Source organism: Lysinibacillus sp. NPDC097231, from assembly GCF_044761885.1.
Classification (GTDB): Bacteria; Bacillota; Bacilli; order Bacillales_A; family Planococcaceae; genus Lysinibacillus.
Genome location: NZ_JBIWDH010000044.1, coordinates 1 through 21,451 on the forward strand (window position 1 = coordinate 1; position 21,451 = coordinate 21,451).

Annotated in this window: 22 protein-coding genes; all 22 read right to left on the reverse strand. The window is 38.3% G+C overall.

Annotated features, from left to right (window positions below; translation table 11 throughout):
• Positions 1-109 precede the first annotated feature (109 nt).
• The 22 genes from ACIQXF_RS20330 to ACIQXF_RS20435 all read right to left on the reverse strand — a co-directional run bounded on the left by ACIQXF_RS20330 (position 110) and on the right by ACIQXF_RS20435 (position 21,448).
• Complete coding sequence (locus ACIQXF_RS20330; RefSeq protein ID WP_079559420.1) at positions 110-370, reverse strand: sporulation transcriptional regulator SpoIIID; 261 nt, start codon at positions 368-370, stop codon at positions 110-112.
• Positions 371-655: 285 nt separating this feature from the next.
• Positions 656-829 (reverse strand): hypothetical protein, encoded by a 174-nt coding sequence (locus ACIQXF_RS20335; RefSeq protein WP_402786771.1) that lies wholly within the window; start codon positions 827-829, stop codon positions 656-658.
• A 47-nt stretch (positions 830-876) separates the two neighbouring features.
• Positions 877-1,542, reverse strand: a complete 666-nt coding sequence (locus ACIQXF_RS20340; RefSeq protein WP_402786774.1) for a peptidoglycan DD-metalloendopeptidase family protein — start codon at positions 1,540-1,542, stop codon at positions 877-879.
• 37 nt (positions 1,543-1,579) lie between these two features.
• Entirely contained in the window at positions 1,580-2,515 is a 936-nt protein-coding gene (gene spoIID / locus ACIQXF_RS20345) for a stage II sporulation protein D (protein WP_402786777.1), read from the reverse strand.
• 367 nt (positions 2,516-2,882) lie between these two features.
• Positions 2,883-4,202: a UDP-N-acetylglucosamine 1-carboxyvinyltransferase gene (gene murA, locus ACIQXF_RS20350; RefSeq protein WP_402786866.1), complete on the reverse strand. Its 1,320-nt coding sequence runs from the start codon at positions 4,200-4,202 to the stop codon at positions 2,883-2,885.
• Positions 4,203-4,675: 473 nt separating this feature from the next.
• Entirely contained in the window at positions 4,676-4,915 is a 240-nt protein-coding gene (locus tag ACIQXF_RS20355) for a DUF1146 family protein (protein ID WP_402786780.1), read from the reverse strand.
• Positions 4,916-5,026: 111 nt separating this feature from the next.
• Entirely contained in the window at positions 5,027-5,434 is a 408-nt protein-coding gene (locus ACIQXF_RS20360) for a F0F1 ATP synthase subunit epsilon (protein ID WP_402786783.1), read from the reverse strand.
• A gap of 24 nt (positions 5,435-5,458) precedes the next feature.
• Positions 5,459-6,874, reverse strand: a complete 1,416-nt coding sequence (gene atpD / locus ACIQXF_RS20365) for a F0F1 ATP synthase subunit beta (protein ID WP_402786786.1) — start codon at positions 6,872-6,874, stop codon at positions 5,459-5,461.
• A gap of 48 nt (positions 6,875-6,922) precedes the next feature.
• The gene (gene atpG, locus ACIQXF_RS20370) at positions 6,923-7,780 is read right to left on the reverse strand and encodes an ATP synthase F1 subunit gamma (RefSeq protein WP_402786789.1); all 858 of its coding nucleotides are present in this window, start codon (positions 7,778-7,780) and stop codon (positions 6,923-6,925) included.
• 47 nt (positions 7,781-7,827) lie between these two features.
• Positions 7,828-9,336 carry a F0F1 ATP synthase subunit alpha gene (gene atpA, locus ACIQXF_RS20375; protein WP_402786792.1) on the reverse strand — a complete coding sequence of 503 codons (1,509 nt, stop codon included), beginning with the start codon at positions 9,334-9,336 and terminating at the stop codon, positions 7,828-7,830.
• Positions 9,337-9,364: 28 nt separating this feature from the next.
• A complete protein-coding gene (locus ACIQXF_RS20380) occupies positions 9,365-9,901 on the reverse strand; it encodes a F0F1 ATP synthase subunit delta (protein WP_402786795.1) in 537 nt (178 codons plus the stop codon).
• A complete protein-coding gene (atpF, locus tag ACIQXF_RS20385; protein ID WP_402786798.1) occupies positions 9,898-10,422 on the reverse strand; it encodes a F0F1 ATP synthase subunit B in 525 nt (174 codons plus the stop codon). Before atpF ends, ACIQXF_RS20380 begins: the two co-directional genes overlap by 4 nt.
• 171 nt (positions 10,423-10,593) lie before the next feature.
• On the reverse strand, positions 10,594-10,818 hold the full coding sequence (atpE, locus tag ACIQXF_RS20390; protein ID WP_004269474.1) for a F0F1 ATP synthase subunit C: 225 nt from the start codon (positions 10,816-10,818) through the stop codon (positions 10,594-10,596).
• A gap of 63 nt (positions 10,819-10,881) precedes the next feature.
• Positions 10,882-11,604, reverse strand: a complete 723-nt coding sequence (gene atpB, locus ACIQXF_RS20395; protein WP_402786801.1) for a F0F1 ATP synthase subunit A — start codon at positions 11,602-11,604, stop codon at positions 10,882-10,884.
• Between the two features lie 37 nt (positions 11,605-11,641).
• On the reverse strand, positions 11,642-12,013 hold the full coding sequence (locus tag ACIQXF_RS20400; RefSeq protein ID WP_004269472.1) for an ATP synthase subunit I: 372 nt from the start codon (positions 12,011-12,013) through the stop codon (positions 11,642-11,644).
• Positions 12,014-12,563: 550 nt separating this feature from the next.
• Positions 12,564-13,673 carry a non-hydrolyzing UDP-N-acetylglucosamine 2-epimerase gene (wecB, locus tag ACIQXF_RS20405; RefSeq protein ID WP_402786804.1) on the reverse strand — a complete coding sequence of 370 codons (1,110 nt, stop codon included), beginning with the start codon at positions 13,671-13,673 and terminating at the stop codon, positions 12,564-12,566.
• Between the two features lie 238 nt (positions 13,674-13,911).
• Positions 13,912-14,541, reverse strand: coding sequence for a uracil phosphoribosyltransferase (upp, locus tag ACIQXF_RS20410; RefSeq protein WP_402786806.1), 630 nt, complete (start codon positions 14,539-14,541; stop codon positions 13,912-13,914).
• A 115-nt stretch (positions 14,542-14,656) separates the two neighbouring features.
• Positions 14,657-16,801, reverse strand: a complete 2,145-nt coding sequence (locus ACIQXF_RS20415; protein ID WP_402786809.1) for an EAL domain-containing protein — start codon at positions 16,799-16,801, stop codon at positions 14,657-14,659.
• 512 nt (positions 16,802-17,313) lie between these two features.
• Positions 17,314-18,555 (reverse strand): serine hydroxymethyltransferase, encoded by a 1,242-nt coding sequence (glyA, locus tag ACIQXF_RS20420; protein WP_402786812.1) that lies wholly within the window; start codon positions 18,553-18,555, stop codon positions 17,314-17,316.
• A 61-nt stretch (positions 18,556-18,616) separates the two neighbouring features.
• A complete protein-coding gene (locus ACIQXF_RS20425) occupies positions 18,617-19,159 on the reverse strand; it encodes a TIGR01440 family protein (protein WP_402786815.1) in 543 nt (180 codons plus the stop codon).
• An 88-nt stretch (positions 19,160-19,247) separates the two neighbouring features.
• On the reverse strand, positions 19,248-19,685 hold the full coding sequence (rpiB, locus tag ACIQXF_RS20430; protein WP_402786817.1) for a ribose 5-phosphate isomerase B: 438 nt from the start codon (positions 19,683-19,685) through the stop codon (positions 19,248-19,250).
• Positions 19,686-20,164: 479 nt separating this feature from the next.
• Positions 20,165-21,448, reverse strand: a complete 1,284-nt coding sequence (locus ACIQXF_RS20435) for a methyl-accepting chemotaxis protein (protein ID WP_402786820.1) — start codon at positions 21,446-21,448, stop codon at positions 20,165-20,167.
• Positions 21,449-21,451: the final 3 nt, after the last annotated feature.

Below are 21,451 nucleotides of genomic sequence, written 5' to 3' on the forward strand. Positions count from 1 at the left end.
GTCACCACGGACACCCTTGCTCTTGGCTAACCTCTACTTCTGTCTTCGGGGTTCGGGACTTGCACCCTATAGTTCATACGCATGCCGGGCGCACACAAAAAAGAACGAATCATTCATGACTCGCTCTTTCTTTCCACTTGTTTTTCGTTGCCTCTCCTCCGCGAATATGACGTACGGCCTTATGGTAGGCGAGTATTTCTTTCACTTGCTCAGCCAATCCTTCATGAATTGTTGGCAAGCGCTCTGTCAAATCTTTATGCACCGTACTTTTTGAATAACCCGTCATTTTCGCGAGGACACGCACAGTTTCACGCGTCTCAATCAATAATTCACCGAGGCGTATGCAGCGCTTCCGAATGTGCTCGTGCAGGGTCTTCGTCCTTTCCACACAATTTCACAAAATGGCTTTGGCATCAGATGCACGTATGCGCATTTCTTCACCTTATGTGAGGACAAAGCTATTCAGAACACGTTTTGCACTTTCCTAATCAATTTCGCCTTGGCGAAATTGCGTCCGGATTTTGAATTGTGCCCTTTGTAGGAAGTTAACCTAAAACCGTCACTTCCTGTGACAACGGTTAACTGACCTACATCGTGCAGGCCTCCTTTCAAAATCCGTGACATCCGCCGGAGGTTTTGGGCCAACATGAGTTGGTCACTCAGTCGTTGCCACAGGACGTGGCGTTCTTAGACTGAGTTCTACTATTTCAGCAGGTGTTTGGACACCCACTAAAGTAGAATCAAAACCGCATTCGTCTCTCCACCTGTAGAGGTGTGAGTCTTCTGCTGGATGAAGATAAAATGCTGTTTTAGTACTCGTTTCTCTCATTAATAGTTATCTTTAACTGTCATTTGAGATGCACGAATTTCCCTATTTTAAAAGCCTAGTAATTTTTTCGGATTCATATATTTTCCGTTTTCAAGTACTTCAAAATGCAAGTGAACGCCAGCTGCTTGGTTCCACTCATTGTCAGTCGCTTTTGCTAGTGCCTGACCTTGTGTTACCTCATCGCCTTCCTTCACAACTATGTCTTTTACGGAGCTATAATGTGTTTCCATACCATTTGGATGCTCAATAATAATTTTATTGCCTGTAAATGCATCTAGTTTTACTTCTTTTACTTTACCACTCATAGCAGCAAGTACTTCAAATTCTTCACCATTCATGCCAAGAGAAATGCCAGAAGACGTTGTAAATGTTTGATTAAATACCATTAGTGCTTTTTCACGTGACTCTGCATTAGCCTCTACTTCATAAAACTCTTGTAAAACTTGTACTTTATTAAGATCTGCTTCCTTGAATGGATACTTCATTGTTTCTGCACGTGCATTTGTTTCAACTACAGGACCTGAATCTACCTCTGCTACATCTGATGACGGAGCCTCTTCTACTTTAGATACGAGACTATTGTAACCAAGTAACATACCTGCTAGCATTAAAGCACCACCTGCGTATACTGCCGGCCAAAACCACGGTTTCTTCTGTAATTGACCTTTTTCATTTTGATTTTGAGAAGTTTTACTATTTTTATCCTCTCTCATTTTCATCACCTCTAGTTGCAGTGTGAACAACTAGAAGTTATTTTAAACATGCATCTATCTTTTTTATTTCAATATCCTGATAATAATAGTGTAAAATTTCAGCAGCAGTTTTTCCTTCACTTGCCATTGCTTCAGCACCATACTGACTCATTCCTACCCCATGGCCGTATCCTTTCGTGCTAACTTGTACTATTCCTGTAGTAGTATTATATGAAATTTTAAAATCAGTTGATGGTATTTTTAAGAGTGTTCGTACCTCTCGCCCTGACCACACGTTATTACCTAATTGCATGCGCTCCACACGTCCTGAATCATTTAAAAAATACTGTACCCGATTGAAATCACTTTGCTGCCATTTAACTGGCCATAGTGTATTCCATTCAGCTAATGTCCATTCTTCTGTGGCAGAAAACTTTGGCGATGATTGATCGGATAAACTTGCAACGCTTTGTAAATACGGGAGATCATTCCCACCATACCCGTAGGCACTTTCTGTTTTACCATTGCTAGTAGAATGGAACATGGCCGTAATTAACTCATTATGATAAAGAAGAACTTGTCCTTTTGTTTCATTAATTGCCTCGACAATTTTCTTTTCATTTCCCAGGAAATTGCTAGTCCAATTCGCCTTTCTTTGACCCTTATCATAAAAAACTTGCCTTGCCACAGTTGGAGCAATGGCATCCTTACCGTAATTTGTCGATTTCAATGCATAAGTTCTTGCTGCAATAGCCTGTGCCTTTAAGGCTTCTTTATTAAATGAAATAGGCATTTCTGCAGCTACTACACCAGTAATATACGTTTCTAACGGGATTTTCTCCTGTCGCCCCTCCACTTCTATGAATATTTCACAAGCATTCTCCGTTGTCGAAGGTGACTCTTCCATCGAATGTCTTTCACTAAATGCCAAAGGAAGCATGTATAATACTCCAATCAAGCAAATTATCCCTACACTCATTGTCCAATTTTTCATAACAAATAATATGCTAAATCTCTTCTAAATATGTGAACATTTGCGAAGGAAAATATAGTATGTAGGAGGGTGAAGGGCTATAGATAAAGTGAAATTTCAATAAATTGGGGTTTCTTCTTCAGAGAAACAATCCTCTTTCTGAAATATTCTGGCTTTTATAGCAAAACTAATTTTATGAAGTCACAATCCTTTTCGCTTTCCAAGGAACGGTTTATATAACGAAATCAGTTTATTGACCGCAAAGGCGCCGTGCTACCTCGTACATATAAATCTGCTTGGTCTCCATATCTTAATCTATACAGATATTCTTTACCATTAACTAATAAAAGAACCCTCTGCTGTTTAAGCAAAGGGCTCAGAAATCTATTTACTTTGTTGGTATTTCCATAGCAGCTTTCTCTTTTGTTGTTGATACTATCTCTTCAACCGGTACACGTTCAATATTTGCACCAAGTGCAGCTAATTTTCCGTGGAAATCTACGTAACCTCGATCTAAGTGATGAAGTTTTGTCACTCTAGTTACACCTTCAGATACAAGACCTGCTAAAATTAGCGCAGCCGCAGCTCGTAAATCAGTTGCCATTACTTCAGCACCCTGAAGATTTACTGGCCCTTCGATAAACACAGAACGTCCTTCTATTTTAGCTCCGGCATTCATGCGACGGAATTCCTCAACATGCATAAAACGATTTTCAAAAACCGTTTCCGTAATAATACTAGTACCTTCAGCCGTTAACATCAAGGCCATCATTTGAGATTGCATATCTGTTGGGAAACCTGGATGAGGCATTGTTTTAATATCTACAGCTTTTAATGTGTTAGGAATACGTACACGGATGCCTTCATCTAATTCAGTAATTTCTACACCCATTTCACGCATTTTTGCAATTAATGCAGTCATATGCTCAGGAACAGCGTTTTCAATTGTTACATCCCCTCTTGTAATGGCTGCTGCAACCATGAATGTACCAGCTTCAATACGGTCAGGAATAATATGATGTTCTGTTCCATATAATGTATCCACACCTTCGATACGAATTGTATTCGTACCTGCACCGATGATGCGACCACCCATACTATTAATAAAGTTTGCAAGATCTACAATTTCAGGCTCTTTCGCTGCATTTTCAATCACAGTTGTTCCTTGTGCTAATGCTGCAGCTGTCATAATATTTTCTGTTGCACCAACGCTAGGGAAGTCCAAATACACATTTGCACCTTTTAGTCGGCCTTCAACCTTTGCCTCTACATATCCGTGACCAAATGAAATTTTTGCTCCCATAGCCTCAAAGCCCTTTAAATGTAACTCAATTGGACGAGAACCGATTGCACAACCACCTGGTAAAGCAACACGAGCATAACCATTTCTAGCAAGTAAGGAACCCATGACTAAAATTGACGCACGCATTTTACTAACAAATTCAAACTGAGCTTCACTAGAAAGTTCTTTTGTTGTGTCTATATATACAATATTGTCTTCTGGTATATATGTAACTGCCGCGTTTAGACTTTTCAGTACTTCATTTATTGTATAGACATCTGCTAAGTTAGGGACTTCTTTAATTACATTTTCTCCTTTAGAAGCAAGTAAAGCCGCTGCGAGGATTGGTAACACTGCATTTTTTGCGCCCTCTACACGCACTTTTCCCTGTAGCTTTTGGCCGCCAGTCACTATTATTTTTTCCACCATATGTCCCTCCGAATTCAATCTACTAACCTACCGAAATTTTATTTTAAAAAGAAGTATAATGTCATAATCAGTAAACAAACAACTCTATAGTACAACTTTTCTAACGCTCGTTCAAGCATCAAAATCACTATTTTAGGCCTTTTATTGATATTTTGCTATTTATTTATTGTACGCATGATTTTTTATTTTGTGAATGATCAATAACATGGAACAAAAGGCGTTATTTTATAATACATACCCAAATATTTTTGAACAATAACCAAAATTTTATGGATTTTATTACCACTCTTTTTTTACATATTTCAAAGGACCACATAAATCAATTTCGCCTTGGGTAATTGCGTCCGGAGGCTTTATCTTCATTCAGTAGATGTTTCTCTGCTGAATGAAGATAATGTTATAAAGCCCTGTGAAATATGTATATTCAATTGATCCACATAAAGATAGTAATAAGGAGCTATATAATAGTATTAAAATAAATAAGGAAGCTTACCAGACCAGTTTGAAATTTGGAGAAAGAAATTTGAAACTGTAGATCCAATAGCAATACTTAATAAAATATAAATTAACTGAATTTGAAATACTCTATTTTTCTTAAAGAGCTTCTCCACCATAAAAGCTTGTAGCGCATAAAAAGTAATAGCAATAAAAAATATATGCGATAAAATGCCCAATAAAGCTTCCTGTCCAATAGCCTCATACAATTCCATATGGATTCCTCCCTATTAATTTTGTTCGATAATTGTGCCAGCCGCTCTCTAGGATTAATAGGATAATGATAAAAAACGGGCAGATGTTGAATCTGCCCGTTAAAATTTGAATTAGATATTACCCTCATGAACGTTGATACGATTCAACGCACGTTTTAATGCTAGGTCAGCACGTTTGAAATCAATGTTATCTTGTTTACTTTGAAGACGTCCTTCAGCACGTTTAACGGCTTCTTTAGCACGTTGAACATCGATGCTTTCAGCAATTTCAGCAGAAGGAGCTAAAATTGAAATCTTTTCTGGACGAACTTCAATGAAACCACCGCTTACAGCAACAATTTCAGTAGAACCGTTTTCTTTTTTAAGCTTCACTGCACCAATTGCAAGTGGAGCAACCATAGGAATATGGCCTGCAAGAACCCCGATTTCACCTGAAGTTGTTTTAGCGATTACCATTGATACTTCAGAATCGTATACTGGGCCGTCGGGAGTGACAATATTGACTAGAACTGTCTTCATATTTTTTCCTCCTCGTCCCTAGTATTAAACCTCTACGCCCATGCTTTTCGCTTTTTCAACTACTTCATCAATTGAACCAACTAGACGGAATGCATCTTCTGGTAGGTGATCCCATTTACCATCAAGGATTTCCTTGAATGAGCGAACAGTTTCTTTAACAGGTACATAAGAACCTTTTTGACCAGTAAATTGTTCCGCAACGTGGAAGTTTTGAGATAAGAAGAATTGAATACGACGAGCACGTTCTACTGTTTGTTTATCATCATCAGATAACTCATCCATACCTAAGATAGCAATGATATCTTGTAATTCACGGTAACGTTGGATTGTACGTTGTACACCAGTAGCGATTGCGTAGTGCTCAGCGCCTACGATTTCTGGTGATAAAGCACGAGAAGTCGAAGCTAATGGGTCAACCGCAGGGTAGATACCCATTTCAGATAATTTACGCTCAAGGTTAGTAGTTGCATCTAAATGGGCGAAAGTTGTAGCTGGAGCCGGGTCAGTATAGTCATCGGCTGGTACGTAAATCGCTTGGATAGAAGTTACAGAACCTTTGTTAGTAGATGTGATACGTTCTTGTAATTTACCCATTTCAGTTGCAAGTGTTGGTTGGTAACCTACCGCTGAAGGCATACGACCTAATAGGGCAGAAACTTCAGAACCTGCTTGTGTGAAACGGAAGATGTTGTCGATGAATAAAAGTACGTCTTGTCCTTGTTCATCACGGAAATATTCCGCCATTGTAAGACCAGTTAATGCTACACGCATACGTGCACCAGGTGGTTCATTCATTTGACCGAATACCATCGCTGTTTGCTTGATAACGCCTGAATCGCTCATCTCGAAGAATAAGTCGTTCCCTTCACGAGTACGCTCACCTACACCAGCGAATACAGAGATACCTGAGTGCTCTTGTGCGATGTTGTTGATTAATTCTTGGATTAATACTGTTTTACCTACACCGGCACCACCGAATAGACCGATTTTACCACCTTTGATATATGGTGCAAGTAAGTCTACTACTTTGATACCTGTTTCAAGGATTTCAACTGAAGTTGAAAGGTTCTCGAAAGATGGTGCTTCACGGTGAATTGAATCACGACGTGCATCAGCTGGAATCTCTTCACCTAAGTCGATTACTTCACCAAGTACGTTGAATACACGACCTAGCGTAACTTCACCAACTGGTACTGAGATAGCTTTTCCTGAGTCTGTTACTTCTGCTCCACGTTGTAAGCCATCAGTAGATGACATCGCAATTGTACGAACAGAATCATCACCTAAATGAAGTGCAACTTCTAATGCAAGAATTGTTGGTTCTTCATTAGGACGTTCAATCTTAACTGTTAATGAGTTATAGATTGCTGGTAATTGGCCATTGTCAAATTTTACGTCAACAACTGGACCCATTACTTGAATAACATGTCCTTTATTCATTACTGTGTACCCTCCTATCGTATTCTTATACGACATTGGGAAGCTGGCCTATTCTAAGGCAGCAGCTCCACCAACGATTTCTGTAATTTCTTGTGTAATTGCTGCTTGACGTGCACGGTTATATTGCAATGAAAGATCTGCAATAAGATCAGATGCATTATCAGTTGCATTTTTCATAGCAGTCATACGAGAAGCATGTTCACTTGCTTTTCCATCTAATAATGCGCCATAAACTAAGCTTTCCGCATATTGTGGAAGTAATACTTCAAGAATTGCTTCACCAGATGGCTCAAATTCATAAGAAGCACTACCGCTTGCAGGTGCAATATCTGTTAATGGAAGAAGTTTTTTCTCCGTCACTTCATTAGCAATTGCGCTGACAAAGTGATTGTAGTACATATAAAGTTCATCATACGTACCGTCAATGAACATACCAACAGCATTACGAGCGATTTCTTTAATATCAGCAAATGTTGGTTGGTCAGGGAGACCTACAACATCGCTGATGACATTATGATCACGTTTTACAAAGTAATCACGAACAACACGACCTACTGCTAAAATCACGTATTCGTCTTTAGATTTATGACGCTCGTTAATTGTACGTTGCACTTGACGTAGGATACTTGAGTTGTAAGCTCCTGCCAGACCACGGTCAGAACCAATGACTAAGTAAGCAGTTTTCTTTACAGGACGAGCAGTTAACATTGGATGTCCACTGTCTTTTGTACCTGCTGCAATCGCGCCTACTACGTCCTGGATTTTTTCCATGTAAGGAACGTAAGCTTTAGCATTTTGCTCCGCACGACGTAACTTTGAAGAAGAAACCATCTGCATCGCTTTGGTAATTTGTTTCGTACTCTTTGTAGAATTAATACGACCTTTTATTTCGCGTAAGTTTACCACTGGTATTTCACCACCTTTTGTTTTTTAATCAAGTGACTAGCTCGAACTTATTCAGATTTAGCGAAAGTTTTTTTGAATGCAGTTAATGCTGCTTCATACTCAGCGTCTGATGCAAGTTCTTTTGTAGTACGAACATGATCTAAAACGTTAGTGTGGTTTGAATCTAACCAGCTTAAGAATTCGTTTTCAAAACGAACGATATCTTGTACTGGAATATCATCTAAATGACCTTTAGTTAATGCATAAAGGATCGCAACTTGTTTTTCAACTTTAAGTGGTTTGTTTAGGTCTTGTTTAAGCACTTCAACCGTACGTTTACCACGCTCAAGTTTAGCAAGTGTAATTTTATCTAAATCTGAACCGAATTGAGCAAATGATTCAAGTTCACGGAATGCAGCTAAGTCAAGACGTAGTGTACCCGCAACTTTTTTCATTGCTTTAATTTGAGCAGATCCACCTACACGTGATACAGAAAGACCGGCGTTAATCGCTGGACGTACACCTGAGTTGAATAAGTCAGATTGTAAGAAGATTTGACCATCAGTAATTGAGATTACGTTAGTTGGGATGTATGCAGAGATATCCCCAGCTTGTGTCTCAACGAATGGAAGAGCTGTAATAGAACCATTTTGATATGTTTCGTTTAACTTCGCAGCACGTTCAAGTAAGCGGCTGTGTAAGTAGAAAACGTCACCAGGGTAAGCTTCACGACCTGGAGGACGGCGAAGAAGAAGTGAAAGTTCACGGTAAGCTGATGCTTGTTTAGAAAGATCATCATACACGATTAATACGTGCTTACCTTGTAACATGAATTCTTCTGCCATAGAAACACCAGCAAATGGTGCTAAGTATAGTAATGGAGCTGGTTGAGATGCAGCTGCAGTTACTACGATTGTGTAATCTAATGCACCATGTTTACGTAAAGTTTCAACTACACCACGTACAGTTGATTCTTTTTGACCGATAGCAACATAGATACAAATCATGTTTTCGCCATCTTGGTTTAAGATTGTATCGATTGCTACAGATGTTTTACCAGTTTGACGGTCACCGATGATTAACTCACGTTGACCACGACCGATTGGTACTAAAGCGTCAATCGCTTTGATACCAGTTTGTAGTGGTTCGTGTACTGATTTACGAGCCATTACACCGAAAGCTGGGCTTTCGATTGGACGAGATTTTGTTGTGTTGATTGGACCTTGTCCATCCACTGGTTGACCAAGTGGGTTTACAACACGGCCAATTAGTTCTTCACCAACTGGTACTTCCATGATACGACCTGTACGACGAACTTCATCGCCTTCTTTGATGTCAGCGTATGGACCTAGGATTACGATACCAACGTTACCTTCTTCTAGGTTTTGAGCCATACCCATAACACCGTTAGAGAACTCAAGAAGTTCTCCAGCCATGGCGTTGTCGAGGCCATGAGCAAGAGCGATACCGTCACCAATACGGATAACTGTACCAACTTCGCTTACTTTAAGTTCAGATTCATAATTCTCAATCTGTTGTTTAATCAGACTGCTGATTTCTTCAGCCTTGATGCCCATGTATGTCACCTCTCACATTTCTAAATTATTAACCGATTAATTCACGTTTTAAGCGCTCAAGCTTGTTCGCTACTGAGCTATCATAAATATGATTACCGATTTGAACACGAATACCACCAAGTAGTGATGGATCAACTTCGTTTGTAATGTTTAATGATTGTTTCCCAACAAGTTTCGCAAATGCTGCAGAAATTTTAGTGCTTTCTTCAGCAGAAAGTTCACGAGTAGAGAATACTGTTGCATCTGCAGTGCCTTGTGCTTGCGCAGCAAGCTCAGCATATGCTACTGCAATTAGCTTCACGTCGTTTACACGCTTTTTCTCAACAAGTAGTTGAATTGTGTGTAAAACTTCTGGAGTTGCACCAGCAAAGATTTCTGCTACCATTTGTTTCTTACGTTCGATAGAGAACTTAGGAGCATTTAAAAGTGTTAAAAAATCTGGAGATTCTTTAACAACGTTAGTAAGCTCGTTTAAGTCTGACCCCACTTCAGCAAGAATGTTTTTTTGTTGCGCTAATTCAAAAAGCGCTTGGGCGTAACGTTTTGCTACAGTTGAATTACTCATTGAGCTTCCCCTGCCTTCGCAATCGTCTCTTCAATTAGAGCACGGTTGTCTGCCTCAGAAATCTCTTTGCTAAGGACTTTAGATGCTGCAAGTACAGATAATGAAACGACTTCATCACGTACAGCTGCAATAGCTTTTTCTTTTTCAGACTCAATTTCACGTAAAGCCGATTCTTTTAAGCGGTTAGCTTCATTGCGTGCTGCAGTTAGAATTTCTTCTTTTTGCATTTCGCCTTGCTTCTTAGCGCCCTCAACAATCGATTGTGCTTCCGTACGAGCTTCTTTAAGAAGGCTCTTTTGTTCTTCTAAATATTGGTGCGAATCTTTGCGCGCTTTTTCAGCTGCTTCGATTTCACTAGCTACTAATTCTTCACGTTGTTGCATGATGCCCATAAGCGGACCCCAAGCGAACTTTTTCAGTAAGAACATTAATACTAAGAAGATAACCAATGTTGAAATAATGTCACCATTGTTAAAACCTTCACCAGTGCTAGAACCTAGTACAAGATAATCTAAAAACACGATTGTTTCACTCCCTTCAAGAGCTTTGACTTCTACATAATTTAGTGACTTAAAAACTACCTATTTTAAAAAGCTATATTTACACATAGCTTTTATCAGTTCAAAATGAAGGGCGAAGTTTCATCTGGAGAATCCTGCTTCGCCACTAGTAAAATTCAGTGTACAACTGAATTATTTGTTCATAACGATGAATGCTACTACTACTGCGATGATCGGTAGGGCCTCAACTAATGCAACCCCGATGAACATTGTAGTTTGAAGAACGCCACGAGCTTCTGGTTGACGAGCGATACCTTCTACTGTTTTTGATACGATAAGACCGTTACCAATACCTGCACCAAGTGCACCTAAACCGATTGCGATTGCTGCTGCTAATAAACCTAATGAACCTGTCATTTGAAAATTTCCTCCTTGGAATTGTTTGTTTTTTGGGTTCAAGCATAGTATATATGCTTTATATTAATGGTCATCGCTCACTTTATGAGCCATGTAAACCATTGTTAACATTGTGAAGATAAAGGCTTGGATAAAGCCGATGAAAATTGAGAAACCTTGCCATGCCATCATAGGAACAATTGCTCCGATGAAGCCAATAGCACCTGATGATGCTAAACCTGCTAGTAAACCAAGTAAAATCTCACCAGCATAAATGTTACCGTAAAGACGTAGACCAAGAGTTAGTGTGTTTGCAAACTCTTCCACGATTTTTAATGGGAACATGAATGACATTGGTTTGAAGAATGTACCAACATAATTGCCTGTACCCCTCATTTTAATACCATAGTATTGTGTTAATACTAAAATCATTGCTGCAAGAGTCATTGTTACTGTTGGGTCAGCTGTTGGAGATTTCCACCATAGCGTGTGGTCATACATGATAGAGAATGGAAGACCTAATAAGTTAGATACTGCGATGAACATAATAAGCGTAATACCTAGAATATGGAATCGTCCACCAGTTTTCCAGTCCATGTTGCTTTTGATGATATTCTTTACGAAATCCATAATCCATTCCATAAAGTTTTGCATGCCAGTTGGTTTTAGTTTTAAACTTCTAGTTGAAATAAACGCAATTAAAAATACGATAATCGCTGCAACTAGTAACATCATCACTGTAGATAAGTTGAATGTTAATGTTGTAAAACCTAAATCCACAGTTTGTAACGGAGCTTCGTGATTCATTGTTTATTTTTCACCTCTCTTTCTAATTTAAAGCACATTAGCGGTTCCTTACATGTGACACAATTCTCTCGACAAAGAGAAAAACGTACGGAATCATTAGCCCTATGACCGTGCTAATTAAGTGAAAATAGTTTGGCAACGAAATGGCTATTGCGACTGCCGCTACACCTGATCCAAAGCGAAGCGCTGTACCAAGTGAGCCTATTTTCTTCCCTTCACTAATGGATCTGTCAAACTTCTCCATACGACGAACTAAAATCCAAAAATTATACGTACCAAAAAATGCACCGACTGCGATGCCCGCAAAAACCGTCTGATAGGGTGTGAAACCCCAACCTAATGCACAGAGTGCGAGCAAAAAAAATAACGCTCTCTTCTGCACAGCAAAAATGTGATGCAAATCTAGCATTGGTTTATAATCTCCTGAATCATTTTTTCGAGTAAAGAAAGTGTTTGCTGACCACTATGTGAAATCAGAAAAGAGCAGTGAAAAACACTACTCACAGCGGAATAGTAATGGGAGAGTCATTTTGAAATTACAGGTGTAAATTCAAAAAAAATGTCTTACACCCCTTACCTACTCGGTCATAAACCGATACGCACAAAACGTTGCAAATCGACAATTTTGTTTTGAACTGTCAATTTAGTAGAAACTTGATATAACAAGTGTTTCAACGTCTAGTAACGAACAGAAACCCTTATCATTCTTACCCTTTGTAAGCATACAATAGGCGGTATTTGAAGTCAATTAGTAAAGAAGAAAAACTTCACAGCCACTATACTCTTGTCAAATTGTTGACAAATTTGTGTATGAAATTTCATAAATCCAAAATTATTTTTGATATTTATGCAAAAAAAAGCTAATTTACGACACAAATATGCTCGTAAATTAGCACGCCCATCAGAAATAGGTACGATTGACTCATTTTTTTATCAGAAATAGTATATTACTTGCTTTTTTACAAAAAATCTATTAGAGCTTTTACAATACGCTCAGAAGCATGGCCATCACCATATGGATTTGATGCTTTTGCCATTGCCTCATAGGCATTTGTATCTTCTAATAATTGTTTTGCCAGAGAATAGATTGTTTCTTCTTCCGTTCCTGCTAGCTTTAACGTTCCTGCTGCAATACCTTCAGGACGCTCTGTTGTATCTCTTAGCACTAGAACCGGCTTTCCTAATGAAGGTGCTTCTTCTTGTACACCACCAGAATCAGTTAAAATCATATATGAGTTGGCCGCAAAGTTATGGAAATCAAAGACCTCAAGAGGTTCAATTAAATGGACACGTTTGTTATCTCCTAAAATTTCATTAGCAATTTCTCGTACAGCCGGGTTCATATGTACTGGGTAGACAACCTGTACATCCTCATGCTCTGATAAAATTCTTGTAATCGCTCGGAACATATGACGCATTGGCTCACCTAGATTTTCACGGCGATGCGCTGTCAATAAAATCATTCGGTCCGTCCCTATTTTTTCTAATACGGGATGTGTATAATGTTCACTTACAGTTGTAGCTAACGCATCAATAGCTGTATTACCAGTCACAAAAATAGTGTCTGCGTTTTTATTTTCATCTAAAAGGTTTTTCTTTGATACTTCAGTCGGTGCGAAATGAAGATCAGCCATGACACCTGTTAACTGGCGGTTCATTTCTTCTGGGTATGGCGAATACTTATTCCATGTACGAAGACCCGCTTCCACATGTCCAATCGAAATTTGGTTATAAAATGCAGCTAAGCTCGCAATGAAAGTTGTTGCTGTATCGCCATGTACTAAAACAATATCTGGCTTTGCTTCCTTCATGACCTTATCTAAACCTTGTAGCGCATTAGTTGTGACGTCAATTAATGTTTGACGATCTTTCATTATATTTAAATCATAGTCTGGTGTGATTTTAAATGTTTCTAATACTTGATCGAGCATTTGGCGATGTTGGGCTGTTACTGTCACAATCGATTCTATTTGCTCAGGATGCTTTTGTAATTCCAATACAAGTGGTGCCATTTTAATAGCCTCAGGTCTTGTACCAAAAATAGTCATTACTTTCCACTTTTTCGTCAAAACGATTTGCACCGTCCTTTGTTATATTGTTTAAAAGTGCTTGATGATGTATGGCGGGTGTCAAACTTCAAGAGAGATATCACCTGTACATACTATGAAACGTCCCTCAATAATGAAGGACGCTTTCATAAGTTTTAAGTTTCCTAAAAATAACCACATTGCTAGCCACAGAATCATCTGGCCTGACCAGTACAAAGATTCTTGTTTCACTTAGCCCATCAGCAATTTGTAAAACCTTTTACTTCGTACCGAATAGACGATCTCCTGCATCACCTAAACCAGGAACGATATAGCCGTGATCATTTAATTTTTCATCAAGTGCAGCAATATAAATATCTACATCAGGATGCTCTTCTTGAATTACTTTTACACCCTCTGGCGCAGCGATTAAGCACATGAATTTAATGTTTTTCGCTCCACGTTTTTTCAATGAGTTGATTGCTTCCACAGCTGAACCACCCGTTGCAAGCATTGGGTCTACAATGATAAAATCACGTTCTTCAACATCTGCTGGAAGTTTTGCATAATACTCCACAGGTTTTAAAGTTGCTGGATCACGATAAAGACCGATATGTCCAACTTTAGCAGCTGGAATTAGCTTTAATACGCCATCTACCATGCCGATTCCTGCGCGTAGAATTGGTACAATAGCAATTTTCTTACCTGAAAGTACTTTTGTCTTAGCTACTGTAACAGGTGTTTCAATTTCAATTTCTTCTACTGGCATATCACGTGTAATTTCAAATGCCATTAATGTTGCAACCTCGTCTACTAACTCACGGAATTCTTTTGTTCCTGTATTCTTGTCACGAATATAAGTTAACTTATGTTGGATTAGTGGATGATCAAATACATATACTTTGCTCAAAGGGATTCTCTCCTAACCGTTCGGATTCATTTTTATCTCAACTAGTATAACAGAAAAAAGGAGTCGTCTCAAAATTAAATTTGGGACGACTCCTTTTCCAGAATGTATACTGCAATTATTTATCAAGTATTTCATCTAACTGCTCTATCATCATAGGTTTGTAATAGAAATATCCTTGTCCAACTGTACAACCGAGCGCACGTAAGATTTCAACTTGCTCCTCGTTTTCAATTCCTTCAGCAACTGAAGTCATACCTAAATTTAATGCTAATTGAATAATAGAGCGCACAATAGCAAGTGTTGCTGCATCATTAATAGCGTTGATAAAGCTTCGATCAATTTTCAATTCAGTAAACGGTAGCCTTTGTAAATAACTCAATGAAGAAAAACCTGTTCCAAAGTCATCTACTGAAGTTTCAAAACCATAACTCTTTAATTCCTGGATAATGGAAAGAGCTGTTTGAAAATCAACCAAGCCAACATTTTCGGTGACCTCTAATATGATATAGCTTGGATCAATATCATATTTCTGAACCAGCTTCAATGTATCCTGTACAAAATGAGCATAATAAAAATGATTGGGTGAAATATTAACTGCAACTTTCACTAATTTTTTTCCTAATCTTTTGCGCTCTGCTAACCACGAAAGAACAATCTCTAATATTCGAGTATCGATTTCTCGTACCTTCCCCGCACTTTCTGCCACTGGTATAAAGATTGCCGGTGACACAAAGCCAAGTTTTGGTGAAATCCAGCGAGCAAGCGCTTCAATACTTTGAATTTCCCCTGTTCGTATATCAACTTTTGGCTGTAAGTTCACAGAGATTTCATTGTTTTTTAACGCTTGTGACAAATGGTTTAACACTGTCATTTGCTGCTCAAGATCATCGTTTCTTTCTTGTGTAAATATTTCCATATGAGTGCCTGGTCTATTGGCCGCAAAGGATAAAGCATTATCAGCAAAGCGAATCGCGTCAGCAATTTTAATGTCATCATTATAAAAAGCAATTCCAGTCTTTACTGTAATATAAATTTGTTTGCCGCTTACAATAAAGGGCTGACGAATAATCTCTTTTATACGCTTTTCATAATTTAAAAAATCTTCATTAGATATCACATTGAAAATAATAAGACTAGAACTTGTAAATCTAGCAATATATTCGTTATGTTCATTCTTATCTTCATTTAGGCGTTTTGCGATTTGTCTTAAAAGCTCATCACCTGCTTCACGTCCATATAACTCTACAATTTGATGAAATTCACTCGGCTTTAAGATTTTGATATACCCATTTTGGCCGCGTTCTTTCTCTTTCTCTATCTTGTTTAAAAAGCTATGCCGATTCGGAAGCCCTGTTGTGATATCAATATAGGCTAAATCCATTATCTTTTTCTGCGTCTTTGCATACGTGTATGCCAATGCAACAAGTGCACCTATTTTTCGAAACATCTTTTCAAAAAACTCTTGGTCACCAGGATGTGGCTTAAAAAATATCGCAAATAATCCAATCGCCTGCTGCTGTTGATTGTATATTGGTACAAACCAACCAGCTGTTTTTTTTGATGCATCGGCAAACATTTTATGTTCTATCGGAATATCAATATCATCTAAGTTTTCAATTAGAATAGATGTTCTCTCTAGCATAACTTTCTTATAAAAACTATTCATTTTGCAGCGTTCTACTATACTCTTTGGTTTATTATTACCTGTATAAATCTGCAATTGATTTTCTTCCATTTTAATAAGCACCATGCTCGAAATATTCTGCATAAAAAATTCATCTATGCCACTGCAAATAATGCTCATCTTTTTATCAAAAGGATTGTCTTTTTCAATCGCTTCATACATAGCTTTCTCAAGACGCATAAAAAAGTCCTCGGTATGATAATAGGTAACGTCCTTTACAAGCAATAGTACAAATACAGTCTCGTTTTCATTATTTTGAAATGGAAGTGCTTGTATTTCCGCCCAAAAAGGAGGTTTATCGAAGCAACTATGGTGCAGTTTTGCTTGTACCATGACTCCGCTATGTATTTTTTGTTTAATCATTTCAATTGTTGTCATCTGCTCTTCATTTGACAACAATGAAAAATAATCGTGATTTAGTAGTTGTGAACGTGTCGTATTTGTAAGTACGCAAAAAGAATCATTACATTCCAATACACAATGATTATTTGTTGCATCAAAAATAACGTAACTTTCCTTGGAATTATCACCCAATTTACGAATCGTATTTAATAACATTTCATGTTGTATATTCATCGATTTAGTTACCATCCAATCCCTCCCATCTTCATCACTTCATCACTTCATCCCTTATTACATTGTACATAAAAATTCAATAAATTGTCACTTTTATAAAAAAATCTTCTTTGGTGGACATCATTTGTCCTGAGCTCACTATAATATATCCTTTTCTACTAAGTTTATGTAAATTAATTCAAAAATAAGAGGATTTTATTTTTATGTTAGAAAAAAATATACTTCTTACAGTTTTCACCTCATTTTCCGAATAAAAGCCTCTTCACCATAACTTGTGATTGACTTCCGCTCTGCCAGTGTGCTTTCCAGGGGGCGTCCGATGAGCCGCTTCACTCGCGTTGCTCGCTCTAGGGTCTCATCTGTGACGCTTATCCCCTAGGAGTCACACCGGCGCCGCTCCAGTCAACTATTATTAACAATTAAAAATGTCAACCACATCTCTTGGTGAAGAACCAAATAAAAATGGCTATGTTTAAAGTAACATTGCACTTTAAACATAGCCTAAATTTCAATTATGCATATAATGGATGTTTGTCAGTTAAAGCTTTTACTCGAGCTTTTGCTTCAGCTTTGACTGCTTCATCTTCTGGATTTTTCAGTACTGCTGCAATAATCCCACCAACTTCTTTCATGTCTTCCTCTTTGAAGCCACGAGATGTAACTGCAGGTGTACCAATACGGATACCAGAAGTTACGAATGGTGATTCTGTATCGTAAGGGATTGTATTTTTATTTGTTGTAATGCCTACTTCATCAAGTGCGTGCTCAGCCACTTTACCTGTTAAACCAAGAGATTTTACATTAAGAAGTAACAGGTGGTTATCTGTACCACCAGATACAATTTCAACACCCTCAGAAATTAATACTTCTGCTAAAGCCTTAGCATTAGCTTTAATTTGTTTTGCATAATCTTTGAATTCTGGTTGTAATGCTTCGCCGAATGCTACAGCTTTTGCAGCAATAACGTGCATTAATGGTCCACCTTGGATACCAGGGAATACCGATTTGTTTAACTTTTGCTCCCATTCTTTAGAAGCAAGGATTAAACCACCACGTGGTCCACGTAATGTTTTATGTGTAGTAGATGTTACAAAATCAGCGTATGGCACTGGAGATTGGTGTTCTCCAGCAGCTACAAGACCAGCGATATGTGCCATGTCCACCATGAAATATGCTCCTACTTCATCAGCAATTTCACGGAATTTAGCGAAATCAATCTCACGTGGATATGCAGATGCACCTGCAACAATTAGCTTTGGTTTATGCTCTAATGCTTTTTGGCGTACGTCTTCATAATCGATAACCTGTGTATCTTTTGTCACGCCATATTCAACGAAATTATAAAGAATCCCTGAGAAGTTTACAGGAGATCCATGTGTTAAGTGACCGCCATGAGAAAGGTTCATACCAAGAACCGTATCACCTGGTTCTAAAATAGTATGGTATACAGCCATATTTGCTTGAGCACCAGAGTGTGGTTGAACGTTCGCGTATTCTGCACCAAAGATTTCTTTCACACGATCACGTGCGATATTTTCCACTACGTCTACGTGTTCACAACCACCATAGTAACGTTTACCAGGATAACCTTCAGCATATTTATTTGTTAGAACAGAACCTTGTGCTTCCATTACTGCTTCAGTTACAAAATTTTCTGATGCGATTAGCTCAATATTTGCTTGTTGACGTTTTTTCTCTGCAAGAATACCATCTAATACTGCTTTGTCTTGTACTGCTAATTTTTCGTATGCCATGTTTGAAAAAGCCTCCTAAGTATAATCGTTATTTATATACCCCTTGCTAACAGAGGTAATTTTATTTATATACTGCACGCTCTCCGCCAATCAGCTTTGGACGTGTTGTTGCAATTGTCACAATTGCTTCTCCTACCATTCGTACAGATGTACGAACTGGAACAGCCACTGCCTTTAAATGCATACCAATTAGTGTTTGACCAATATCAATGCCTGCGTTCGCTTGAACAGCTTCCACAACAACTGGATTTGCAAATTGTGTATATGCATAGGCAGACATCGAGCCACCTGCTGTACGAACTGGTACAACAGTAACTGGTTCATAACCAAATTGTTCTGCTGTTGATGACTCCATTGTAATAGCACGGTTAATATGCTCACAGCCCTGGAACGCTAGATGTAACTGATGTTTCTTAGCAAATTCCTGTAATGGCTCAATAATCGCCTCTGCTGTTTCAAGCGCGCCTGCTGTGCCAATTTTCTGACCAATCACTTCAGATGTCGAGCAGCCTACGACAAAAATAGTATTTGGTCGTAAGGTTACCTGCTCTTCAAATTCACTGAGTAACTGAGTCAATTGTGTTCGTATTTGTTGCACAACCACTATGCTCAGCCCCTTAATAGTTAAATATTTATTCCACGCATAAAAACTCGGTGATCTACTTTTACCAAGTAATCGTTACAAGCTTTATTTATTGCTCAAGTTCAGCGATTTTCTCAATACGGCGTATATGGCGACCACCTTCAAAATCTGTTTCAAGCCATGCTTTAACAATTTCAAGTGCAAGGCCTGGTCCAATCACACGCTCACCCATCGCTAAAATATTTGAATCATTGTGGCAACGCGTTGCCTTTGCACTAAATACATCATGCACTAAAGCACAACGAATTCCCTTAACTTTATTGGCAGCAATAGACATACCTATTCCTGTCCCACAAATTAAAATACCTTTATCAAATTCCCCGCTAGCAACACCTTCAGAAACTGGTTTTGCATAATCAGGATAGTCTACTGAATCCGCAGATTGTGGACCAAAATCTTCGTAGCTAATATTTAGCTCATCTAACAGCTGCATAATCTCACGACGTAAGTTATTGCCTCCGTGATCAGAAGAAATTGCTATTCTCACTGGGTTCCCTCATTTCAAATTTATTGTCATCACTAGTGTACCACTTCTACCACAAGAATAACATGATTTTTCTTGCATTTTTATGCTGATTTCTCCTAAAAGACGAACATTTCTTGTAAAATATTATAAAATCATTCACCTTTAAATGCTTTTATTTGTGGATATTGTGAATATCATGTTGATAAGTTCGTATAATCATCAGTTGTTGTAATATTCCATCTTCTTAAGTTTTTTTAGTTTTTTAACTACAGTGGACATACTATATCAATATTTTATCCATGTAGCGTTTTAATTACCTATCCTATAGGAAGTTTAGCAGCTGGTTTGAGGTTCTATACGTCACTTTGGTTCCTCTATCTATCGATTCCATGGTTCTATCCGTCACTTTATAGACAATAACAATATTTTATAAAAAAACTGTAGACAAACTCGATTGTCATCTAAGTTTGTCTACAGTCTCATAAATGAAGATATTTTTTCTAAGCTTGTCTATCAAATTGTTGAATCATTTTATGCAGCTCTTCAGATTGCTTCTTTAAGCCTTGTGCAAGTTGCTCTACTTGCTCAATTGCATATGCCTGTTCTTCGGCTGCACCGCGAACCTCCTGGGCACCTGCAGATGTTTCTTGAGCAATAGCTGCAACTTCTTGAGACTGCCGAGCTGTCGTTTCAATATTATGCATTTGCTGTTCAATCAGTGAGGATATTTCCACAATAGCTGCTGCCATTTCATGTACACTAGACGACATACCCTCTACCGCTACAGTTGTTTCGGATACACGTGCAGCTTCTTTTGTTGCAAAAGCCACCTGCTGATTCATTTGTTTTACAACAACCTCTACGTTTTGTTGCATGGACTGAATAAGAGCCGTAATACCTTGTACTGCTTTCGCACTTTCATCAGCCAAGCCACGAACCTCTTCAGCTACAACGGCAAAGCCTTTTCCATGTTCTCCAGCACGTGCTGCCTCAATCGAAGCATTTAAGGCTAATAAATTTGTTTGTGCTGCAATATCGCCAACTAAACCAATGATGCGCTCTACCTGACCAGCATTATCCTCTAAAGCTCGAATGCTTTCTAACGCTTCATTATTGCCAGCCGCAATTTGCTGAATACTATTTACTAACGTTTCAATAGCTTTTGTTGTTGTTGTTAAATTGTGTAGAATTTCTTTGGATTGCGTTGCCGATGCCTCTGCTCTACTATTTACTTCTGTAGCAAGAGCCCGTACATCTTCAATGGATTCAGCTGTTTCTTGTACTGCCTCTGCAGATGTCTCTGCACCAGTAGAAATGTGCTTCACTGTTATTGCTATACCCTCTGCTTTTTTCGTGGCAACAGCCGCTTCATCTGATAGTTGAATAATAGATTGATTTGTTTGCTGGAAATTATGATCGATACTTTCCACCATTTGTCGTAAATTTAACACCATTTGCTGGAATGCCTCTGCAACAGAACGAATCTCATCATTTGTTTTCGGCATTTGTACATCCTGTCCTATCTTTCCATCTGCTACACGGGATGCTGAATATTCAAGCTGCTGTAAAGGTTTTATTAAGATGACACTGAAAATTGCAGCTAAAATACCTGACCATGTAATTCCCAACAGATAAGTAATAATTTCGAACAGTTTACGATTGGACTCTGGGAAAAAGGTAGGTTGAATAAATTCGATGAATATAAAACTGGTACTGTATGTGATTAGTGCAAGTGTACTTACAAATAATACTAGTTTAAGTCGTAAGCCAAACTGTCTTTTCATAGC

What these genes read in the sequence shown, in the direction of transcription:
- atpB (WP_402786801.1), bottom strand. Translation starts at nt 11,604, where the DNA reads ATGAATCACGAAGCTCCGTTACAAACTGTGGATTTAGGTTTTACAACA.
- ACIQXF_RS20355 (WP_402786780.1), bottom strand. Translation starts at nt 4,915, where the DNA reads ATGGAATTGTATGAGGCTATTGGACAGGAAGCTTTATTGGGCATTTTA.
- glyA (WP_402786812.1), bottom strand. Translation starts at nt 18,555, where the DNA reads ATGGCATACGAAAAATTAGCAGTACAAGACAAAGCAGTATTAGATGGT.
- spoIID (WP_402786777.1), bottom strand. Translation starts at nt 2,515, where the DNA reads ATGAAAAATTGGACAATGAGTGTAGGGATAATTTGCTTGATTGGAGTA.
- ACIQXF_RS20400 (WP_004269472.1), bottom strand. Translation starts at nt 12,013, where the DNA reads ATGCTAGATTTGCATCACATTTTTGCTGTGCAGAAGAGAGCGTTATTT.
- ACIQXF_RS20335 (WP_402786771.1), bottom strand. Translation starts at nt 829, where the DNA reads ATGAGAGAAACGAGTACTAAAACAGCATTTTATCTTCATCCAGCAGAA.
- atpD (WP_402786786.1), bottom strand. Translation starts at nt 6,874, where the DNA reads ATGAATAAAGGACATGTTATTCAAGTAATGGGTCCAGTTGTTGACGTA.
- ACIQXF_RS20415 (WP_402786809.1), bottom strand. Translation starts at nt 16,801, where the DNA reads ATGAATATACAACATGAAATGTTATTAAATACGATTCGTAAATTGGGT.
- ACIQXF_RS20360 (WP_402786783.1), bottom strand. Translation starts at nt 5,434, where the DNA reads ATGAAGACAGTTCTAGTCAATATTGTCACTCCCGACGGCCCAGTATAC.
- ACIQXF_RS20340 (WP_402786774.1), bottom strand. Translation starts at nt 1,542, where the DNA reads ATGAGAGAGGATAAAAATAGTAAAACTTCTCAAAATCAAAATGAAAAA.
- ACIQXF_RS20435 (WP_402786820.1), bottom strand. Translation starts at nt 21,448, where the DNA reads ATGAAAAGACAGTTTGGCTTACGACTTAAACTAGTATTATTTGTAAGT.
- ACIQXF_RS20380 (WP_402786795.1), bottom strand. Translation starts at nt 9,901, where the DNA reads ATGAGTAATTCAACTGTAGCAAAACGTTACGCCCAAGCGCTTTTTGAA.
- atpA (WP_402786792.1), bottom strand. Translation starts at nt 9,336, where the DNA reads ATGGGCATCAAGGCTGAAGAAATCAGCAGTCTGATTAAACAACAGATT.
- atpE (WP_004269474.1), bottom strand. Translation starts at nt 10,818, where the DNA reads ATGACAGGTTCATTAGGTTTATTAGCAGCAGCAATCGCAATCGGTTTA.